Genomic DNA, 19995 nt, shown 5'->3' on the forward strand with positions numbered 1-19995 from the left:
GATGTCCCTTGAAAGCGGACGCTTCGAGCGTCCTTGGCGTGACGATGCTCAGCGCCAACCAATACTTCAGCTCCTCAAGCTGTTGTCGCTTCCCGGATCGGCATCTGGAAGGTAAAGACAGTTTGGTTGTCGTCTGATGACACGTCCAGCGTGCCACCGTGCCCTTTCGCGATTTCGGAGGCGATGAAAAGTCCCAGCCCCAACCCTTCTCGGCTCGGGCGATCTTTGCGGCGCTCGAATGGTAGGAAGAGACTGGGCAACATGTCATCGGAAATCTTCTTTCCCGAATTGGTAACCGAGAGCGAAAAGATCCCTGCCGTTGCGGTGGACTCCACTTGGATGGGCGCACCCGAAGCCCCGTGGGTCACCGCATTCGCCAGAAGGTTTGAAAACATTTGAGATATACGAGCCACGTCACAAGCGATTGGTTCATGGAGATCAATGTTGGTTTCGATCTTCTGGTCCGGTGCCGCTGCTTGAAGTTCTGCAACAATCTGGTGCAGCGCTGGCTCCAGGGTTGAGCTCAAGGTTTTCTCAATTACGATGCCCTCGCCTTGGCGACGACGGGCCTGATCGAGAAGGTTTTCAATCAAATGCTCCATCCGATTGGCTGAGCCACGCATCAGGTCGACCAGCTCAATCGTCTTATCATCGATATTTCGCCGCGCTATCAGGCGGAGGCCAGCTTTGAGCGCGTTGACGGGATTGCGCAGATCATGGGCCAGGATGGCAATAAAGCGCTCTTGAATACGGGCCAGCTCTTGTTCGTGTGCCACGGCCTCTCGGCTGGCGGTCAGTTCCTCGTCGGCATCCAGAATCTCGCCGATAATTTGCGCAAAAAGTCTGAACATCGACAGCACGCGGTCATTCTTCAGCTTGCGAGGCTGCGGATCGATGGCACATAGAGTGCCGAAGAAGGATCCGTCCTGAAGATAGATTGGGACAGAGATATAGCCACGAAATCCATAGCGAGCAGGACAGTGGTGGTCGACATAGGTTTCATCGTCATGAACATCGTCGATAACGATCTCTTGGTTGTATTGCCGCACTTCGTGGCAAAGGGTGCTTTCGACATCCAACTCGTCCCCGGGCATCAGTCCGAATGAAATGTGATCGACAGCACGACAAGTTACCCACCGAGAATCAGTAACCCGTGCGACCGCTGCAAATCCCATCCCAGTGGCCAACGCAACGGTTTCTAAAAGGGTAAGAATTGCGTTGCTGCGACCGACAGCGTCGATGTCGGCCCGGAAGTCGTGTTGTTCTAACAAGTGCTACCTCTACTGACTTAAGTTAGGCTCGAGCCGATATTGAACCTTAGCGCGTCGCCAACCCAAAGTCAGCCAGATTAGCGGACGCCTTTGAAGCACAGGAGGGGGTTAAATTCCGCGACGGCAAAGTTTTTCTTACCGTGGTGGCGACCAGTAAGATGTAGCACCAACTGACTTCCAGCCTATACTGTCGGACTTGGATGGCGCGGGCCTCGTCAGGCTGTCTTTGAAGTCCTGGAAAGCCCAGCCTGCTCTTGCGACAAGCGGGCTGCTCGCAGCCGCGCAGTCTTTTGCAATCGTTGGCTGGTTTCTTTGCCGATGATTTCGGTTGCGGCAGCACTGGTCCGCTCGGCGATAGTCTCTCGTTTTGAGGGTTCTTGTGGGGATTTGCGAACTGTCATCCGTGTCTCTCTTTTCTCGCGCTGAAAGCATAATGCGCTGCTGTGACCTTGAGCTACGCCTTCATGAGGACTTAGCCCGCGGGGGCCGAAAGGAAACGGACCAAATTGACAGGCCAAGATTGGCCGCCATAGGCCCACGCAGGACTGGGTTCAGAATGGGGGCTGTGCGCGGGTGACTTGAGGGGTGGGCTGAGCAGACTTCGACATCCTACGCTAAGTCGTTGGCGATTATCCATTGCACTTGCGAAAGCTCCAGTCGCGAGGTCGCAGGCTAAGTTGCAGATCCCATGGAAGACGACACAAGATTTGCCATTGCAACGAATGGCGCCTTTGTTCGCCGCAGCTGTAGTACGTCGGAACCGGAATGAGTGACCGATTTGGGCCGTTCGCAGCAGGCTGGCGGAACGACAGGACGATCTCCACACAAGTCCAAATAAACGATCCTTAGTCTGCCTTTTATAAACTACCGAAGGGGGCTAACGTCGGTCAAATCGACACAATATGACCGGGGAAGTCAGATGTTTTTGAAGAATGCTTGGTATGTCGCGGCCTGGGACCATGAAGTTACCCGCGAGCTTCAGCAGATTACCGTCCTCGGCGAGAAGATTTGTGTGTTCCGATCCGAGGCCGGGGAGCTTGTGGGACTGGAAGATGCCTGCCCGCACCGTAAGTTGCCGCTGAGCAAAGGCCGGATCAAGGGGGACACCGTGGAATGTGGCTATCATGGGCTGACATTTGACTGTGCCGGACAATGTGTCTGGGCTCCCGGCACTGGCCGCATTCCGTCGAACGCAAAGGTGCATGCCTATCCGCTGCACGAAAAATATGGGCTGGTCTGGATATGGATGGGCAACCCGGCGCTGGCCGATCCGTCGGATATCTTTGAGATCGAAAACTATGACAATCCCGACTGGGGTATCAACCGCGGCGAAGCGATGGAGTTGGACTGCAACTATCTGTTGATGTGCGACAACCTGCTGGACCCGACCCATGTCGCATGGGTGCATCAAAGCAGCTTTGCCGCTGCTGCGACCAAAGACACGCCACTACGGATTACGAAGACGGAAGAGGGCATTATCGTTCATCGCTGGATGATGGATCACGAACCGGCACCGTTTTATAAAAAGGTGGTGGAATTCGAGGGCAATTGTGACCGGCTCCAGCATTACGAAGTGCGCTATCCGTCACACGCCCTGATCAAGGCCGTGTTCACCCCAGCCGGCACAGGTGGGCCTGATGGGCCTCTGCATGAAAACACCTTTGTCATGGACAGCTACAATTTCATGACACCTACCACGGAGAGGCAGACCCGATACTATTGGTTCCAGTTGCGCAACATCCGTCCGGATGACGAAGCGCTGTCCAAGATGATGACAGAAGACGTGCGGCATGCATTCGAAGAAGATCGAGATGTGCTCAATGAGGTCCAAAAGGGAATGTCAAATAAGACCACGCCGCACATTGATTTGCCGATTGACGGCGGGCAACTCCGCTTTCGGAGGCAATTGCAGGCGATGATAAATGAAGAGCAGCAGGTGGATAGGCAAATGGCTGAGTAGCCAGAATTCCCGTCGATCTTGTCGGCAAAGGTCAACAATTTGCTCTCGAAGGAGACTTTGCCAAAGCGGCATCAATGATGCTGCGGCGACCGATCAAAGTCTGCTTCGGGGGAACTACAGTCCTGCGTGTAAAATAATCTAAACGGCAGGTATGGGTTGAAAGCGGCAGCTTTCAGAAAGGGTCAATAGCGCCTATATTGGCTTTTGTCTTTGACCTATGAGTGTAGCTAACGCTCGACTAAGCCGCTAACGTCTAATCGATCTCTCCTACGGAGATATTCTTAACGCTGGAGCGTCAGTCTAGCTAACCAGGTAGGATAAATTCGACTGCTGACAAATTATCAGCGAATGGCTTGCCCGCATGATTTTTGCCGATGACCCTAGGAACATGCCAAAAATCATTTAGGCGCTTTAAGAGTCGAGCCGCATCATTCGAAGAGCGCGCCCAATGACATCGCAAAGGTGCCGCTTCGCTGGATCAATGCCATGAGTTGCGGACACCAGTAAGCCGATCCGCATGTCATTCAGCCCTTCTTGAACCAAAGGAATGAACTTCAGTCTTCCCGCCTCTATCTCGTCGATAAAGCCGATTTTGGTGTAAAGCCCGATGCCCTGATTATCGAGGATCATTTGCTTCGCAATGATGAGTGCGTTGGTAAAGACATGCGTCGATAGCGGTGAGGTGATGGTCGAGACGACCTGATCGATGATGGAATTGCGACCACGGGCGTCGAGAGTGCGTACCAGACGATAGCTGGCGATATCGTCAATGGTAACGCTGTTGCGTTCGGCCACCGGGTGGTCACTGCGGACGATTATACCGAACGGCGCGGATTTTTCGGAAATCACCCGTACATCAGGGTGTAGGTCCAGTAAGAACGAGATGCCGATATCTGTGTTACCCTCGGCTACGGATTTCATCACATCGTCCGGCAACGCGGTAGTGACGGAGATTGAGATATCAGGAAAGGTTTGGCTGAACTGATGCAGGGCCTGAGGTAAAATTCCAAAGGCAACTGAATCGATCGTTTCAACCTTAAGGTGGCCGGTTCGCAGATCGCGCAGGTCATCGATTAGGACACGGGTGCGCCCATAGTCGTGCAGGGTCTTGCGACAGTGCTCCAGAAGGATACTGCCGATTCCTGTCAACTCAACGCCCTCCGGCGTGCGGTCAAAAACGGCGACCCCAAGCTGTTTCTCAACGCTCAGTATTTTGCGATTTACCGAGGTTGAGGACACATTCAGAACTGTGGCGGCTTTGCGGATCGATCCCTGACGCGCAACTTCATCAAAGTATTTCAGAAAGTTAGAGTGCAAAGCGATGCTCCGATTTTGGGGTGGTGCAGTTTTTGCACCGCTGTAGGTCAATATTGATCCTTCCTGCATCGCCTTTCACAGACGTAGTGTCAAATGTGAACAAGGCGTACAGAGACAACCAAACAAAATACGACCAACGGGAGATCATCAATGACACGACCTTCTTTCTTCGAGGTGAACCGACGCGCGCTGCTGAAATCTATGGCTGCTTTCGGCGGTGCTGCCACCACCGGCACCTTCGTGGGCATCGAAAAAGCCTTCGCGCAGGAAACATTCAACGTGACCCTGCAACTGGGCTGGCTGGCCACCAACGGCATTCTGGGCGAGGTGGTTGCCGACGAGAAAGGGTTCTTTGCCGAAGAGGGTTTGAACCTCGAGATCGTCGCTGGCGGCCCGAATGTGGATGGTGTCGCGTCGGTTGCATCTGGCCGCGCCAATCTGGGTCAAATCTCGTCCAGCCCGTCGCTGATGCTTGCACGCTCTGCCGGGTTGCCTGTCAAGTGCATCGCAGCTGGGTACCAGCAGCACCCCTTCACCTATTTCTCGCTCAAGGATAACGCGGTGAACACCCCGCAGGATCTGATCGGTAAACGGGTTGCAACCAACGGTACTGCCCGCATCCTGCTGCGCGCCTTGCTGGCCACGAACGGCATTTCCGAGGACGATGTTGAGATCATGGTCATGGGGTCGGATATGGCCCCGCTGATGACCGGGCAGGTCGATGTGGTGACGGGGTGGAAGACGAACACCAGCGCGCTTGCCGTCTTGGGCGATCAGCGCAATGACATGACGCTTTGGGATGCGGGCATCCAGCTTTATGCCAACCCCTATTACGTCACCGACGAGACGTTGAACGAACACCCCGAGCAGGTGAACGGCATGATCCGTGCGATCGCCAAAGGCTGGGGCTATGCGTATGACAACCGCGAAGAAGCCGTCGATATGCTGGTCAAACGCTATCCGAACATGGACCGCGCAAAGGAACTGGAAACCATCGACCTGGTGCTCGACTATTCCTTCAACAAAGAGACCGCCGCGAAAGGCTGGGGCACGATGACCCCGGAAAACTGGCAGGCACAGATCGACATCTACGACCAGCTCGGCCAGTTTGAAAATGGCGCGCCTTCGCTCGAAGACGTGATGACCCTCTCCGTGCTCGAAGCCACTGAGGCCGCACGTCCTAAATACGGATGATTGAACAATGCCATCGATAGTTGAAACCCAAGCGACGCCAGTCGGAACTCCGACTGGTCCAATCGCCGCCTCTCTGAAAGACGCTTCCGTCAAATTTGGATCCTTCACGGCCATTCGCGGGATGTCGATCGATATCGAAGAGGGCGCGTTCTATACCATCCTGGGTCCATCGGGCTGTGGCAAATCGACGATGCTGCGGCTGGTGTCGGACCTGATCCCGGCCGCTGCGGGTGATGTGTCAATCTTTGGCAAATCGACGGAAGAAGCCCGCCTGGCGCGCGAATTCGCATTTGTCTTTCAGGACGCGACCTTGTTGCCATGGCGCTCGGCTTTGAAGAACGTTGAACTGCCCCTTGAGATCGGGCGCCGCCGGGGCATTAAGCTTCCCATCGGCAATAAGTCCCCCCGCGAGCTTTTGAAACTTGTGGGGCTTGAGGGCCGCGAAGACGCTCTGCCGCATGAGCTTTCGGGCGGGATGCGCCAGCGGGTGGCGATTGCCCGGGCGCTGGTCTATCAGCCCAAGCTGCTGCTGATGGATGAGCCCTTTGGCGCGCTGGATGAGATGACCCGTGATCACCTGAACCTACAGCTGCTGAAGATCTGGGAGGAGACCGGTGTCACGATCCTCTTTGTCACCCACTCGATCCCCGAGGCGGTGTTTCTGGGCCAAAAGGTGATGATGTTGCAGGCCCACCCCGGGCGCCTGCGCGAGGTGGTCGACATTGAATTGCCGAGCCCGCGCACAATCGAACAGCGCGATACGCAGGAATTCGTCAAATATTCCGCCTATCTGCGCAAGCTGCTGGAGACATGCTGATGACCGCCATCGAGAACATTCAGGCCACCGATTCCGAGATCGATGTCGAGCGCGCCCTTGAAAGACGTCAGAAAATATTGGCTATCGCCGTGCCTTTGGGCACTGCGGCGAGCCTGATCCTGCTCTGGCAAATTGGTGTCCGATTGTTTGCCGTGCCCACCTATATCGCCCCGGCGCCGACGGATGTGGCCTTTACGCTGGTGGACAAGTTTCCGATCCTTTTGGCCAACTTCTGGCCGACACTTTACGAGAGTGTGCTGGGGTTCATCGTGGGCAACATCGCGGCGGTGCTGATTGCTGTGGCCTTTGTTCACAGCCGCACGGTCGAGCGGGCCTTCTTTCCCATCGCGGTCTTTGTGAACACCATTCCGATTCTCGCCATCGCACCGATTTTGGTGCTGATCTTTGGGCCGGGCCTCACAGCCAAAGTGGTGATCGCAGCGCTGATCTGCTTTTTCCCAACGCTGGTGAATATGGTCCGCGGCTTGCAGGCCGTCAGCCCGCAGGCGTTAGAACTGGCCCGTATCCTATCCGCCTCCAAATCCGAGGTCTTCTGGAAAATCCGCCTGCCGTCTTCGTTGCCCTTTCTGTTCTCGGCACTGAAAATCGCGGCAACTACCAGTGTTATCGGTGCAATTGTCGGCGAATGGGTCGGGGCTGATATGGGGCTCGGGGCGCTGATCATCGACGCCACCTTCAACTTCAATTCACCCTTGCTTTACGCCACCGTCTTTATGTCCTCGGGACTGTCGGTGCTGATGTTCGCGACCGTGTCGATTGTCGAACGTCTGGTTGTGCGCTGGTAAGCTAATAAACTGAAAAAAAACGTAAATTGCACTGCTTGAGACCCGAGGGTCCGGCGGGGCACCGAGAGGAGTACGTCTCATGACTGCACAAATCAAAGATCACGTTCAAACACGCGGCGAACAGGTTCCGGTTGTTGCTCATACCGATGTCGTCGTCATCGGCGCGGGCCCGGCAGGGGTCTCCGCCGCAGTCTCCGCCGCCCGGAACGGTTGCTCAGTGACCTTGCTGGAGCGCTACCACCACCTTGGCGGCATGGCCTCTGGCGGCATGGTTCTGGTGCTCGACGACATGGTCAACGAAGGCAATGAAATCGTCACCACCGGCATCGTCAGCGAATATGTCGACCGGATGGTCAAGCAAGACGGCGCGGTCTATCCGCCGTCGGAGGATTGCCTGACCAATTGGGACATGTGGCAAAAGTGGTCCCGCTGGGGCTGCATCGACTTTCACAAAACCGGGATGCCGCAGCCCATCATTCACGCCGTGGCCTTTGACCCCGACGCTTGGAAGCGGGTCAGCCTTGATCTGGTGAAGGACTCGGGCATCAACCTGCGCCTGCACAGCTGGTTCTCTGAGGCGCTGGTCGAAGATAACCGCGTCACCGGCGTGATCTGCCAAACCAAACTAGGCCGTCAGGCGATCAAGGCCGACATGGTGATCGACGCCAGTGGCGATCTGGATGTGGCCTCATCTGCCGGGGCGTCTTTCATCGACGGCCAGTTCATCGTGACCACCGTTTTCCGCCTTTGCGACGTAGATACCGACAAGGCCGAAGCCTTTGAATACGTCAACCCCGAGGAGTACAAGAAGCTTGACCGTCAAGCGCGCCGCATCATCGGCGGTGCATGGGGCATGTGGTGGCTGAAGACCCCGCTGCCGGGCATCGTTTGGTGCAACTGCCCGCATATGCCGGGCTACGATGGGCTTTCGCCTGAGCACATGGTTGAGGCCGAGTTTGAAGGCCGCGAGCGGATGATGAAGCTGCTGGCCTTCGCCCGTGACAACATCCCCGGCTTTGAGAACGCCAAGATGCTGGGCGCTGCCGAGCAGATGGGCGTCCGCCAGACCCGTCTGTTGCAGGGTGAATATGTCGTCACCAAAGACGATGTGAAAAGCCGTCGCCACTTTGCCGACAGCGTCTGCCGGGGCCGGGATTACTACACCCCATATCGCGCGCTGCTGCCCAAAGGTGTCGACAACCTGATCGTTGCGGGTCGTCACTATTCGGTCGAGAGCGAAGCACAGAAAATGTCCCGCGAGATCCCGCCATGCATGTCTCAAGGCGAGGCCGCCGGTGTGGCCGTTGCCAAGGCGTTGCAAGGGAACTGTGCGCTACGCGACGTGGACGTGACCGCAATTCAAAAACAAATGCGCGCGCAGGGCGCAGACCCGGGCGATGTGCCCTCGTCCAACGCCCTCGTCGAAGAAAAAATGGACGCATAGGAGGCCCCAATGCAGCAGAATACTCTCCCACTTGATGGCATTCGGGTGATCGATTTCACTCAAGTGATGCTCGGCCCCTGTGCCACTCAGATGCTGGCCGACTTCGGTGCAGACGTGATCAAGGTCGAGCGCCCCGGCGCCGGCGACCTGTCGCGCGGGTTCTATGGCGAGGACAGTGAAGAGGCGGTGAACAATGCCGTCTTCGCCTCGCTCAACCGCAACAAGCGCTCGGTCGAGATCGACACTAAATCGCCCGAAGGCAAGCAGATGATCTATGATCTGGTGCGCGAATCTGATGTAGTGGTCGACAACTTCCGCGCCGGTGTGATGGAGCGGCTTGGCTTTGGCTACGACAAGCTGAAAGAGATCAACCCCGCCATTATCAGCGCTTCAGGCACCGGCTATGGCGAGACTGGTCCCTATGCCCACAAGGGCGGGCAGGACGTGCTGGCCCAAGCCATGAGCGGCGTGATGGAGAAGAGGTCAGACCCCTCGATCCCGAAGTCGATCTACCCGACCACGCTTTGTGACTACACCGCCGGGATGCACTTGGTGCAGGGCGTGCTGGCAGCATTGCTGTCGCGGGCCAAGACCGGGCAGGGGCAAAAGGTCAGCGTCTCGCTCTACGACTCAATGATTGCGATGCAGATGCAGGAGGCCGCGCAGTGGAGCAAACATCGCGAGGTGCTGAACTGGGCTGCGATGCCGCTGACGGGCGTGTTCGACACCACCGATGGCGCTGTGGTTGTGGTGGGGGCGTTCAAGCTCAATCCGCTGCAGGACATCTGCAATGCGCTCGAGATCGAGGATCTGTCGCCGCAGTATCCCACCCTTGCCACGCAGCGTAAGAACAAACCATTCCTGCAAGAAACCTTCCGTGAGCGCTTCGCCACCAACACCACAGCCTATTGGCTGGAGCGTTTAGAAGCGCAGGATCTGCTCTGCGCCCCCGTACGCTCGTTGAGCACCGCGCTGGAAGATCCGCAGACCGAGATCAACGGCATGCTGCTCGACATTGATCACCCGGTTCTGGGGCAAATGCAGCTTATCGGCTCGCCGGTCCATCTGAGCGATGTGCCGATGGGCATTCGTCGGATGCCGCCGCGTCTGGGCGAGCATACCGAAGAGGTCATCGCCGAGTTTGGCCTGCGGCAGAAGGAAAGGGTCGCAGGATGAGCGTACTCTTCACCGTCGAAGATCATGTGGCGCGCGTCACCATCGACCGGCCCGACCGGATGAACGCGATGGACAGCGCGACGCAGGCCCGTCTGGCCGAGATCTGGGACGAAATTGAGGCCACCCCCGAGATCCGCTGCGTGGTTCTGACCGGCAGCGGCGACCGGGCCTTTTCGGCAGGGGCGGACCTGAAGGACGACAGCGGGATGTCTGGTGTCGATTACTGGAAGGACATCAGCGCCACCGGGTTTGGTCGGATCGCCCTGCGCGGCACGCTGACCACCCCGGTGATCGCGCGGATCAACGGGCTGGCGCTTGGCGGTGGGCTGGAGATGGCGATGGGCTGCGATATTCTCATCGCCGCCGACACCGCGCGCTTTGGCCTGCCCGAGGCCAAGGTGGGCCGGCTGCCGCTGGACGGCGGCATGATCACGCTGCCGCGCTTGATCCCCCGCAACATTGCCATGGGAATGATGATGACGGGGCGCATGGTCTCGGCACAAGACATGGCAGGCTACGGATTGATCAACGCGGTGGTCCCTGCTGCCGATCTCGACGCCGAAGTCGACCGCTGGGTCGCCGACATTCTCGCCTCGGCCCCGCTGAGCGTCAGGGCAATCAAGGCGACCGCGCGGGAGACCGCGCATATGTCGGTGCATGAGGCCTATCAGCATGAAACGCCGGAACTTATCGCAGCGCTTAACTCCGAGGATGCCGATGAGGGCGTCGCAGCCTTTCGCGAAAAACGCGCGCCGGTCTGGCGCGGTAAATAAAGGAGGTCGTCATGCCTTTGATCATCACCAGCGCCTGTATCGACGTCAAAGACGGGATCTGCACCACCTCCTGTCCGGTCGACTGCATCTACGAGGGCGAGCGGATGTTCTACATCCACCCGACCGAATGCATCGAATGTGGCATGTGCGAGAGCATCTGCCCGGTCGACGCGATCCGCTATGATGACGAAGCCACCGGGGCAGAGGCGAAATTCGTGCGGATCAATGCCGAAGCCTTTCACGATGCTTCGGGTCAGATCGACGAGCCGGGCGGTTGGTACAAGGGCTCCACTCCGATCAAGGACCACCCCGAGGTCGCCGCCCATGAGGCGCGGCAACCAGAAACACAGGATCAATGAGGTTATCAATGCAAGGTATCATTGCCGCTGTGCCGACGCCCGTAGATGCACAGGGCGCGCCACAAAAAGCGCCGTTTCTTGACCATTGCCGCTGGATGCTGGAAAACGGCTGTGACGCGCTTAACGTCTTGGGCTCTACCGGGGAGGCAAACTCCTTTGATGCGGCCACCCGCAAGGAGATCATGACCTGGGCGGCAGAGGCGTTTGACACCGCCCGCCTGATGGTCGGCACCGGCACGCCCGCGCTGGCGGAAACCCTCGCGCTGACCGCGCATGCGGATGACGCAGGCTACGGCGTGGCGCTGGTTTTGCCGCCCTATTACTACAAACCTGTCGACGAAGACGGGCTGTTTTGCTGGGATGAAGCGCTGCACCATGGGTTGGGCACGCGCCGGATCCAAATCTACTTCTACAACTTCCCGCAGATGACCGGGATTACCCTGTCGCCGAACTTGATCGAACGGCTGCACCGCGCCTATCCGGAGCGTTTTACGGGCATCAAAGACAGTTCCGGCGATCTGGCCTATTGCCGGACCCTGACATCAATGATGCCGGATTTCGCGGTCTTCCCCAGTTCTGAAACCTCGCTGGCCGAAGCCGCGGCATCGGGGTTTGCGGGATGTATCTCGGCCACTGTCAACCAGACCGCGCCCCTTTGCGCTCGGGTTTGGCGCTCGCGGGAGACGCCGGACGCTGAGTTGCTAACGCGGATCGGCGCGATACGCACAGCGATTGCCAGTGAGCCGCTGATCCCGGCAGTGAAATACCTCGTGGCACGGCGGACCGAAGCGGCCCTTTGGGCGGAAACGCTCCCGCCATTCACCCCCTTAACTGACGCGCAGAAAGCCCGATTGGACCAAATCGACCTTCCTGCGCCAGCTCTGACCAATTGACACAGCAGACAGAAAGCAAAGCATATGACCAAACATGAAAACCTGACCCATTTGGGCAAGCACGACAATCTGATCAACGGCACTTGGGTTAGCTTTGACAACTACAAGGACAACGTGAACCCCTCGGACACCAACGACGTTATCGGCAGCTATTCTTATGGCGACGCCGAGTCCGTCGAACAGGCGGTCGAGGCCGCGAAAGGTGCCGAAAGCGCTTGGGCCGACAGCACCCCGCAAGCCCGTTATGACTTGTTGGATGCTGTCGGCAACGCCTTGGCCGCTCGCAAAGAAGAGTTTGGCCGACTGCTTGCCCGCGAGGAGGGTAAAACCCTCGCCGAAAGCATTGGCGAAACCATGCGCGCCAGCCAAGTGTTCAAGTTTTTCGCCGGAGAGGCGCTGCGTCAGGTCGGTGATCTTCAACCGTCGGTTCGCCCGAATGTTGATGTCGAAGTGACCCGCGAACCTGTGGGCATCGTCGGGCTGATCACGCCGTGGAATTTCCCGATCGCCATTCCAGCATGGAAGATCGCCCCGGCGCTGGCCTATGGCAACTGCGTCATCATGAAGCCCGCCGACCTGACGCCCGGCTGCGCCCATGCAATTGCTGAGCTGCTGCAAGAAAATGGCTGCCCTCCGGGTGTCTTCAATCTGGTGATGGGCCGCGGCTCATCCGTGGGCGAGGCGATCGTGACCCATCCCGACATCACCGCCATCTCCTTTACCGGCTCTGTCGGGACTGGCAATCACATTGCCGAGGTCTGCGGCAAGATGAAGAAGAAGGTGCAGCTTGAGATGGGCGGCAAGAACCCGATGGTTGTGCTGAACGACGCAGACCTTTCCGTGGCCGTTGCTGCTTGCATTAATGGTACGTTCTTTTCCACCGGCCAACGCTGCACCGCGTCGTCGCGTCTGATCGTGGAGGCCGGGATTCACGATGAGTTTGTGGCCGAGATGACCAAGCAGATGCAAGCGCTCAAGGTTGGGGACGCACTTGATCCCGAGACGCAGATCGGCCCGGTGGTTGACGAAAAGCAATTGAAGTCGAACCTCGATTATATCGCACTGGCCAAATCCGAAGCGGCTGAGGTCATCGGCGGCGAGCGTTTGGAACTGGATAAGCCCGGCTTCTATCAAGCGCCGGCGCTGTTTGTCGGCACCGATAATTCCATGCGCATCAACCGTGAAGAAATCTTTGGCCCCTGCGGGTCGGTCATCAAAGTTGCCGATTTCGATGAAGCGCTTGCCGTGGCCAATGACACCGAATTTGGCCTCTCTGCGGGGATCTGCACCAGCAGCTTGAAACTGGCGCGCGAGTTCAAGCGCCGTGTTGAGGCAGGCATGGTGATGGTCAACCTTCCGACCGCCGGGGTGGATTACCACGTGCCCTTCGGGGGGCGCAAAGGCTCTTCCTTTGGCGCACGCGAGCAGGGGCGCTATGCGGTGGAGTTCTATACCACGGTGAAAACCTCCTATGTCTTTGCGGGCTGAATATGGCGGAGCAGGCCACATGGGACGCGCGCTTTCTTCAACTAGCTGAGACGATATCCAGCTGGTCGGAGGACCGCGATTTCCATGTCGGGGCGGTTATCGTCGGGCCTGACCATGAAATTTGCGCGACGGGCTATAACGGCCTGCCGCGCGGCGTCGCCTCAGTTGATCCCGCCCGTTTTGATCGAGCGAGCGGGGAGAAGTTCTATTGGTTCGAACACGCCGAACGCAACGCCATCTATAACGCCGCCCGGATAGGCGTGCCGCTGATCGGCTGCACGATCTATATCAACCGCTTCCCCTGCGCAGATTGCACGAGGGCTATAATTCAATGCGGTATAGATAAGATTATCTGTCCAGAAAAACCTGCGTATGACGCGGCGCTCGGCAAAAGCTTTGATGCATCTGAGATAATGATCCAAGAAGGAAAGATACTGCTTCGCCCCGCCCAAAGCTCAGAATAGCCACGATCCCACTTGCCCTCTGAGATGCACAATGTGGTGCGCAGCGCGCCAATAGGTTCTCTTGACGGCACCCGAGAAAAACGAATGCTTCTTTGCGGGAGGCGACTAAACGGCATTTCACTTCAATTGTAGTCGAGCCACTTCGTGCTTGGTCCAACGTGTAACGATGCAGGTGCCCATAGCTACACAGAGATTCAACGTGAATTTTCTAACCGGTTGAAAGGCAGCTCCCGCTGAAGCCGCAGGGGCGCATCGCGGTCGAAGCGAACGGGGGCTGCCCGCCCTCCTTACCAGATACTGCGGAGACGAAACCAAGGACCATTTACTTGCAGCGAACGTCAGAAAAGTCCCGCATAGCTGACTTTGCTGTACAATATCGTTCAGGGTTGTTATTTGGCCAGTGAATGCAAGTCTCTGCAACTCCAAACAAGAAAGTTAGTGAAAACTACATGCAGGTTAGTGTACGCGACAATAACGTCGATCAGGCCCTCCGAGTTCTAAAGAAAAAGCTCCAAAAGGAAGGCGTATTCCGTGAAATGAAGCTCAAGCAACATTTCGAGAAACCCTCCGAGAAAAACGCGCGTCAGAAAGCAGAAGCGATTCGCCGTGCCCGCAAGCTGGCACGAAAGAAGCTGGAACGCGAAGGGTGATCTAGGTCGACTTTTGGCCCTGAATGAACAGAACCCCCGTTGTCCGATGGCAGCGGGGGTTTTTCGTATCTGCAGGACATTTTTTCATCGATCGCCCGAATTTGAAAATACGTTAAAGCGGACCTTGCCATAGCCGGAGCGAATGGGGCCATGTCCGCTTTCCCGGCCCTCATCCGTCGACAATGATGCAAGATGGGCAGCAAGGCGGTTCAATCGTGCTCCGGACGCGTGCTCGGGCAGTTGTTTCGCGAGCAGGTTAGCCAAGCGGTTGGGTCATGAAGTTTGGTGAGATGCGGAGTGATTAGGAACGGGCATTCAGATCGTGGTTCGGGCTCGGAACGGCTCAAAGCTGGCGGGTGACCAGTCACAGGTAGGGCACGATGTGACTGCGATACTGCCTGGGTTGAAGAGGCGGTTTATTAAAGTGAGCGTTGCCGACGGCTTACACAGGCTCTGAAGGCTCGTTTTGCGCCTCAAGCCACTGGACCACCGAAACGCGCTTGGATTCCATGTGATCCAGAAGCGTGCTCGCTAAGCGCCTGCCGTCCTTATCGATCAAGAATTTTAGTATATTTTCGTGCTCCTGCACCGCTGCGTACCACCTGCCTTCTGTCATGTTAGCAAGGTAGCGGGCGCGCTGCATCCGCAACGAAAGGGCCTGACAGGAGGTCGTCAGAGTGTCGTTGCGTGCCGCGAGCAAAATTGCGCGGTGGATTTTCTGGTTGATCGCGAAATAAGAGTCCAGATCTCGCGTGTCGTAGCTTTCAATCATCTGCGCATGCAGTCTACGCACGGCATTGATTTCCTCGGTCGTGATGCTTTTGCACGCCAGTTCGCCTGACAGTGCTTCGAGCGCGCCGAGAACTGGGAAAACTTCCTCGACTTCACCAACCGTGACCAGAGTGACCCAAGCCCCTCGGTTAGGTTCCAGCCGGATCAGCCCGTCTGACGCGAGAACCTTCAGCGCCTCCCGAAGGGGGGTCCGCGACACACCAAAGCGGGTGCAGAGCAGCTTTTCTGGCACTTTCGACCCCGGGGTCAATTCACCGCTGATGATCAGGGGTTGCAGGCGGTCGACCAGCTCCTGATGCAGGGATTTACGTGTGATGGCCTGAGCCGGCGCATTTTGCATCATTAGGTGGCTTCCTCGCCGGTTTTTAGGGCCATTTCCAGCAGGCGGGCCACGTGAATGGGCTTGCGCCCTGCAATATCCGAGACCTGATGCCGACACGAGGTGCCATCGGCCACGATCAAGGTGGATGCTTCGGCGCGGCGCACAGCGGGGGCCAGATCGGCTTCGGCCATTTTACGCGAAACCTCGTGGGTGTCGACGCCGTATCCAAAAGAACCGGCCATGCCGCAGCAGCTTGTCTCGACCGTCTCGATCTCGGTGTCAGGCAGACGTGCTAAGGTCTTTTCGATGCTAGACATGATCCCCATCGCTTTTTGATGGCAGTGCCCATGCAGCAGAACCTTGGGCGCAGGCGAGCTCAGCGGTAGATCAAAGTCGGGGTTATCCTCCTGATCGGCAATATATTCCTCTAGCATCCGCGCCTGCCGCGCCAGCAATGCGGTGTCTGCACCGGGCAGCAGCGCAGGGATTTCATCGCGCAGGGTGAGCAGGCAGCTGGGTTCAAGACCGATGATCGGCAGCCCCTGTTGCGCGTAGGGCAAAAGCGCCTTGATCAGCCGCTGCGCCTCGACTTTTGCTTCCTCGACAAGGCCTACCGACAGAAAGGTGCGCCCGCAGCACAGTGGCCGTTCGCCCCTTGGCTGTGTGGCAACGGCGACCGGGACATGCGCGGCCGCCATCACATTCACCGTTGCGCGCAGGTTTTCAGGTTCAAAATACCGGTTAAAGCAATCGGCAAAGATCACCGCTTCGGGCCGGTCTTGCTGTGCTACCTCACTGTCGCGGAAAGCGTTCGCGCTCCAAATTGGCAACGCGCGGGTGCGGGTAAATCCGGTCAGGCCTTCGGTCAACCGGGCCAGTCCCGGCACGCTGTTGCGAAGGTTTGCCAGGACCGATAGGCGGGAGGCCATAGGGGCATAACGCGGCAGATAGCCGACAAGCCGGTCGTGCAGGCTGATCCCGTGTTTTTTGGCGCGGGCCGACATCACCTCGATCTTCATACGCGCCATGTCTACGCCGGTCGGGCATTCGCGCTTGCAGCCTTTGCAAGAGACGCAGAGCTTCATGGTTTCTGCCATCTCATCCGAGGTCAGCGCATCCGGCCCCAGCTGTCCGGTGATCGCCAGACGAAGGGTATTGGCGCGGCCGCGTGTCAAATCCTGTTCCTTGCGGGTGACACGGTACGAGGGGCACATGACGCCGCCCTTGAGCTTGCGGCAGGCCCCGTTGTTGTTGCACATCTCGATCGCGCCCTGAAACCCGCCGCCGCTGCCGGTCCAATCGGACCAATCCAGCGCAGTTTTGATCTCGGGCGCGTTATAGTCAGGGCCATAGCGGAACAGGCGCCGGTCATCCATTTTCGGCGCGTTGACGATCTTGCCGGGGTTGAATAGCCCTTCGGGATCGAAGCGCTGCTTTACCTCGGCAAAATTGGCCACCATGCGAGCGCCGAACATCTTTTCGTGGAATTCTGAACGAACCAGCCCATCGCCATGTTCGCCGGAATGCGAGCCCTTGTAGCGGGCGACGAGGTCGAAACATTCCTCGGCGATCTGGCGCATCGTCTTAACGTCTTTGTCCAATTTTAGGTTCAGCACCGGGCGCACATGCAGGCAGCCCACCGAGGCATGGGCGTACCAGGTGCCCTTGGTGCCGTGCCGGTCGAAAATCTCGGTCAGCCCAGCGGTATAGGCGGCGAGGTCCGGCAGTTCGACGGCACAATCCTCAACAAAGGACACCGGCTTACCGTCGTCCTTCATCGACATCATGATATTGAGCCCCGAACTGCGCAACTCGGCGATCCGGCCCTGCAGGGCGGCGTCGGTCACCTTGGTCACCCCGCCCCAGTTCCGGCCCGTCCCGGTCCAGGAAAATCCCAGATCCCCCATCATCTCTTCAAGCTCTTTTAGCTTGGCGGGGTGACGCGTCACATCTTCTTCGGCAAATTCAACCAAGAGCAGCGCCTCGGGGCTGCCGGTCACGACTTCTGCGATCGTGGGTTGGAACATCTGAATGTCGCGGGCGAGGGAGATCATCGTGGCATCGACCAATTCCACGCCCTGCGGTTGCAGCTTCACCAGATGTTGCGCGGCGTCCATCGCCTGATGGAAGGTGGCAAAGTGGCAGACCCCCAGCACCTTTTGCGACAGAATTGGCCAGAGCTTCAGCTCAACGGCCGTGCTGTAGGCCAGCGTGCCTTCGGAGCCTACCAGAAGCTGCGCCAGATTTAGGGGCGCATTGTCCGGTGTCAGTGCGTCGATGTTGTAGCCGCCAACGCGCCGCATGACCTTGGGAAACCGGGCCTCGATCTCGGCTGCTTCGCGCCGGCCCAAGGACTGCATGTCGTCTTTCAACGCCTTATAGGCAGGCGAGGGGGGCGGGCCGTTGAGGCCAAAGTGATGGTGGCTGCCGTCGGCCATGAAGGCGTCGATAGACAACACATTGTCGCGCATCATGCCGTAGCGCAGTGATTTGCCGCCGCAGGAATTGTTACCGGCCATGCCGCCGATGGTAGCGCGCGAGGCGGTAGAAACATCGACAGGGAACCACAGCCCATGCGGTTTGAGCGCGCGGTTCAACACGTCCAGAACGATGCCGGGGCGGACGACGCAGCGCTGATTTTCGACATCGAGTTCGAGGATGTCGTTGAAGTATTGTGTGTTGTCGAGAACAAGCGCCTCGTTCACCGTTTGGCCGCATTGCGAGGTGCCGCCGCCCCGCGGCAGGATCGGGACCCGTTGTTCACGCGCGATGTCGATCGCCGCCGCGATGTCGTCTTCCGACTTTGGGCATAGAACGCCCAGCGGCATGATCTGATAGAGCGAGGCATCGGTGGCATAACGCCCGCGGGAGAACTGATCAAACATCAGGTCGCCCTCAACGCGGGACTGAAGAAGGTCAGAGAGTTGCTGAGGCATGTTCCAATCCCGCCGGCTGGTATGAAAGCAAAATGTTTTCATTGACATAATTTTGAATTCAAAATTAGATCAAGGCAACCAGAAAAGGATGTGACCACGGCAAAGGCTGGGTTCATCGACATTAGCGGGGGTTTCTTGTTTTGAGAAAAGCTGGTCGTCACTTCTTGCAAATCCCGGGGCCGAGCGCTGTCCCTGATCGGATTTTGAGCGCAATTTCCCAGCAGACGATTGATCACCGCGGGCCGGATTTCGCGGCTGTCGGGCTTAAGGCGTTGAATGGGCTGAAGACGATCTTCAAGACCGAAGAGCATGTATTCATCTATCCCGCCTCAGGCACCGGCGCCTGGGAAGCGGCGCTGGTCAACACCCTTTCGCCCGGTGACCGTGTCCTGATGTTCGAAACCGGGCATTTTGCGACTCTGTGGAAGAAATTGGCCGAAAAGCTGGGCCTCAAGGCTGAGTTTATCGAAGGCGACTGGCGAGGCGGGGCAGATCCTGACCAGATTGAAGCCTATCTTGCCAAGGACACGTCGCATGAGATCAAGGCGGTCTGCGTGGTGCACAACGAAACCTCGACCGGGTCGGTGTCCCCGATCGCCGCCGTGCGCAAGGCGATAGACAGTGCCAAACATCCAGCGCTGTTCATGGTCGATACGATCTCGGGGCTTGCCTCGCTTGACTATCAACACGACGCCTGGGGCGTGGATGTAACCGTTTCGGGCTCGCAAAAGGGGCTGATGCTGCCGCCTGGCCTGTCGTTCAACGCCGCAAGTGCCAAGGCATTGAACGCGAACAAGACGGCTAAGCTGCAGCGCTCCTATTGGGACTGGGCAGAGATGTTGGGGCCGAACCAGACCGGATATTTTCCCTACACCCCCGCGACAAACCTGCTTTACGGTTTGAACGAGGCTATCGACATGCTGCACGAAGAGGGGCTGGACAATGTCTTTGCACGCCATGCCCGCCATGGTGCTGCGGCGCGGGCTGCGGTCCGGCATTGGGGGCTTGAGGTGCTCTGTGCTACACAGGGACAGGAGAGTGGCGTGCTCACGGCGGTTAAAATGCCGGACGGACATAGCGCTGATGCGTTCCGTGCCTCGACGCTGGAGCACTTCGACATCTCGCTTGGAAATGGGCTGTCCAAAGTGGCTGACAAGGTGTTCCGCATCGGACATCTGGGCGATTTCAACGACTTGATGCTTGTCGCAACGCTGGCTGGCGTCGAAATGGGATTGAAAAAAGCGGATGTGCCCCACGAGGAGGGTGGGGTGCAAGCCGCGATGCAGATGCTTGCCTGACACTGGCAGGCATCCAACGGCGGCGGCCCAAGATA

The 19995-nt window shown here is 57.9% G+C and carries 17 protein-coding genes; 13 read left to right on the forward strand and 4 right to left on the reverse strand.

Annotated features, from left to right (window positions below; genetic code table 11):
* Window positions 1-74: 74 nt before the first annotated feature.
* Window positions 75-1271 (reverse strand): GAF domain-containing sensor histidine kinase, encoded by a 1197-nt coding sequence (locus DSM14862_RS01360; protein WP_040700430.1) that lies wholly within the window; start codon window positions 1269-1271, stop codon window positions 75-77.
* A 919-nt stretch (window positions 1272-2190) separates the two neighbouring features.
* Here DSM14862_RS01360 and DSM14862_RS01365 point away from each other — a divergent pair.
* Window positions 2191-3231 (forward strand): aromatic ring-hydroxylating dioxygenase subunit alpha, encoded by a 1041-nt coding sequence (locus DSM14862_RS01365; RefSeq protein ID WP_007118608.1) that lies wholly within the window; start codon window positions 2191-2193, stop codon window positions 3229-3231.
* A 411-nt stretch (window positions 3232-3642) separates the two neighbouring features.
* Here the strand turns inward: DSM14862_RS01365 and DSM14862_RS01370 are convergent, their stop codons facing one another.
* Window positions 3643-4599 carry a LysR family transcriptional regulator gene (locus DSM14862_RS01370; RefSeq protein ID WP_007118609.1) on the reverse strand — a complete coding sequence of 319 codons (957 nt, stop codon included), beginning with the start codon at window positions 4597-4599 and terminating at the stop codon, window positions 3643-3645.
* A gap of 99 nt (window positions 4600-4698) precedes the next feature.
* Here DSM14862_RS01370 and DSM14862_RS01375 point away from each other — a divergent pair, with 99 nt between their 5' ends.
* The 11 genes from DSM14862_RS01375 to rpsU all read left to right on the forward strand — a co-directional run bounded on the left by DSM14862_RS01375 (window position 4699) and on the right by rpsU (window position 14612).
* Window positions 4699-5742: an ABC transporter substrate-binding protein gene (locus tag DSM14862_RS01375; protein WP_007118610.1), complete on the forward strand. Its 1044-nt coding sequence runs from the start codon at window positions 4699-4701 to the stop codon at window positions 5740-5742.
* Window positions 5743-5749: 7 nt separating this feature from the next.
* Window positions 5750-6559, forward strand: coding sequence for an ABC transporter ATP-binding protein (locus tag DSM14862_RS01380; protein WP_050770331.1), 810 nt, complete (start codon window positions 5750-5752; stop codon window positions 6557-6559).
* Entirely contained in the window at window positions 6559-7365 is an 807-nt protein-coding gene (locus DSM14862_RS01385; protein ID WP_113075684.1) for an ABC transporter permease, read from the forward strand. Before DSM14862_RS01380 ends, DSM14862_RS01385 begins: the two co-directional genes overlap by 1 nt.
* A gap of 79 nt (window positions 7366-7444) precedes the next feature.
* Complete coding sequence (locus DSM14862_RS01390; protein WP_007118613.1) at window positions 7445-8809, forward strand: FAD-dependent oxidoreductase; 1365 nt, start codon at window positions 7445-7447, stop codon at window positions 8807-8809.
* Between the two features lie 9 nt (window positions 8810-8818).
* Window positions 8819-9985 carry a CaiB/BaiF CoA transferase family protein gene (locus DSM14862_RS01395; RefSeq protein WP_007118614.1) on the forward strand — a complete coding sequence of 389 codons (1167 nt, stop codon included), beginning with the start codon at window positions 8819-8821 and terminating at the stop codon, window positions 9983-9985.
* Window positions 9982-10758 carry an enoyl-CoA hydratase-related protein gene (locus tag DSM14862_RS01400; RefSeq protein ID WP_007118615.1) on the forward strand — a complete coding sequence of 259 codons (777 nt, stop codon included), beginning with the start codon at window positions 9982-9984 and terminating at the stop codon, window positions 10756-10758. The genes DSM14862_RS01395 and DSM14862_RS01400 overlap by 4 nt, the downstream gene beginning before the upstream one ends.
* An 11-nt stretch (window positions 10759-10769) precedes the next feature.
* Window positions 10770-11117 carry a 4Fe-4S dicluster domain-containing protein gene (locus DSM14862_RS01405; protein ID WP_007118616.1) on the forward strand — a complete coding sequence of 116 codons (348 nt, stop codon included), beginning with the start codon at window positions 10770-10772 and terminating at the stop codon, window positions 11115-11117.
* An 8-nt stretch (window positions 11118-11125) separates the two neighbouring features.
* Window positions 11126-12010 carry a dihydrodipicolinate synthase family protein gene (locus DSM14862_RS01410; protein ID WP_007118617.1) on the forward strand — a complete coding sequence of 295 codons (885 nt, stop codon included), beginning with the start codon at window positions 11126-11128 and terminating at the stop codon, window positions 12008-12010.
* Between the two features lie 24 nt (window positions 12011-12034).
* Complete coding sequence (locus tag DSM14862_RS01415) at window positions 12035-13498, forward strand: aldehyde dehydrogenase family protein (RefSeq protein WP_007118618.1); 1464 nt, start codon at window positions 12035-12037, stop codon at window positions 13496-13498.
* Between the two features lie 2 nt (window positions 13499-13500).
* A complete protein-coding gene (locus tag DSM14862_RS01420) occupies window positions 13501-13962 on the forward strand; it encodes a deoxycytidylate deaminase (protein ID WP_007118619.1) in 462 nt (153 codons plus the stop codon).
* A gap of 449 nt (window positions 13963-14411) precedes the next feature.
* Entirely contained in the window at window positions 14412-14612 is a 201-nt protein-coding gene (gene rpsU / locus DSM14862_RS01425; RefSeq protein WP_040700433.1) for a 30S ribosomal protein S21, read from the forward strand.
* Between the two features lie 442 nt (window positions 14613-15054).
* Here rpsU and DSM14862_RS01430 read toward each other — a convergent pair whose 3' ends face one another.
* Both DSM14862_RS01430 and DSM14862_RS01435 read right to left on the reverse strand, forming a co-directional pair.
* Window positions 15055-15747, reverse strand: a complete 693-nt coding sequence (locus DSM14862_RS01430) for a GntR family transcriptional regulator (RefSeq protein WP_007118621.1) — start codon at window positions 15745-15747, stop codon at window positions 15055-15057.
* Window positions 15747-18662 (reverse strand): FAD-binding and (Fe-S)-binding domain-containing protein, encoded by a 2916-nt coding sequence (locus DSM14862_RS01435; RefSeq protein WP_040700435.1) that lies wholly within the window; start codon window positions 18660-18662, stop codon window positions 15747-15749. Before DSM14862_RS01435 ends, DSM14862_RS01430 begins: the two co-directional genes overlap by 1 nt.
* Before the next feature lie 200 nt (window positions 18663-18862).
* Here DSM14862_RS01435 and DSM14862_RS01440 point away from each other — a divergent pair, with 200 nt between their 5' ends.
* Complete coding sequence (locus tag DSM14862_RS01440; RefSeq protein ID WP_407705367.1) at window positions 18863-19960, forward strand: pyridoxal-phosphate-dependent aminotransferase family protein; 1098 nt, start codon at window positions 18863-18865, stop codon at window positions 19958-19960.
* The last annotated feature ends 35 nt before the right edge of the window (window positions 19961-19995 follow it).

The organism is Sulfitobacter indolifex (assembly GCF_022788655.1).
Classification (GTDB): Bacteria; Pseudomonadota; Alphaproteobacteria; order Rhodobacterales; family Rhodobacteraceae; genus Sulfitobacter; species Sulfitobacter indolifex.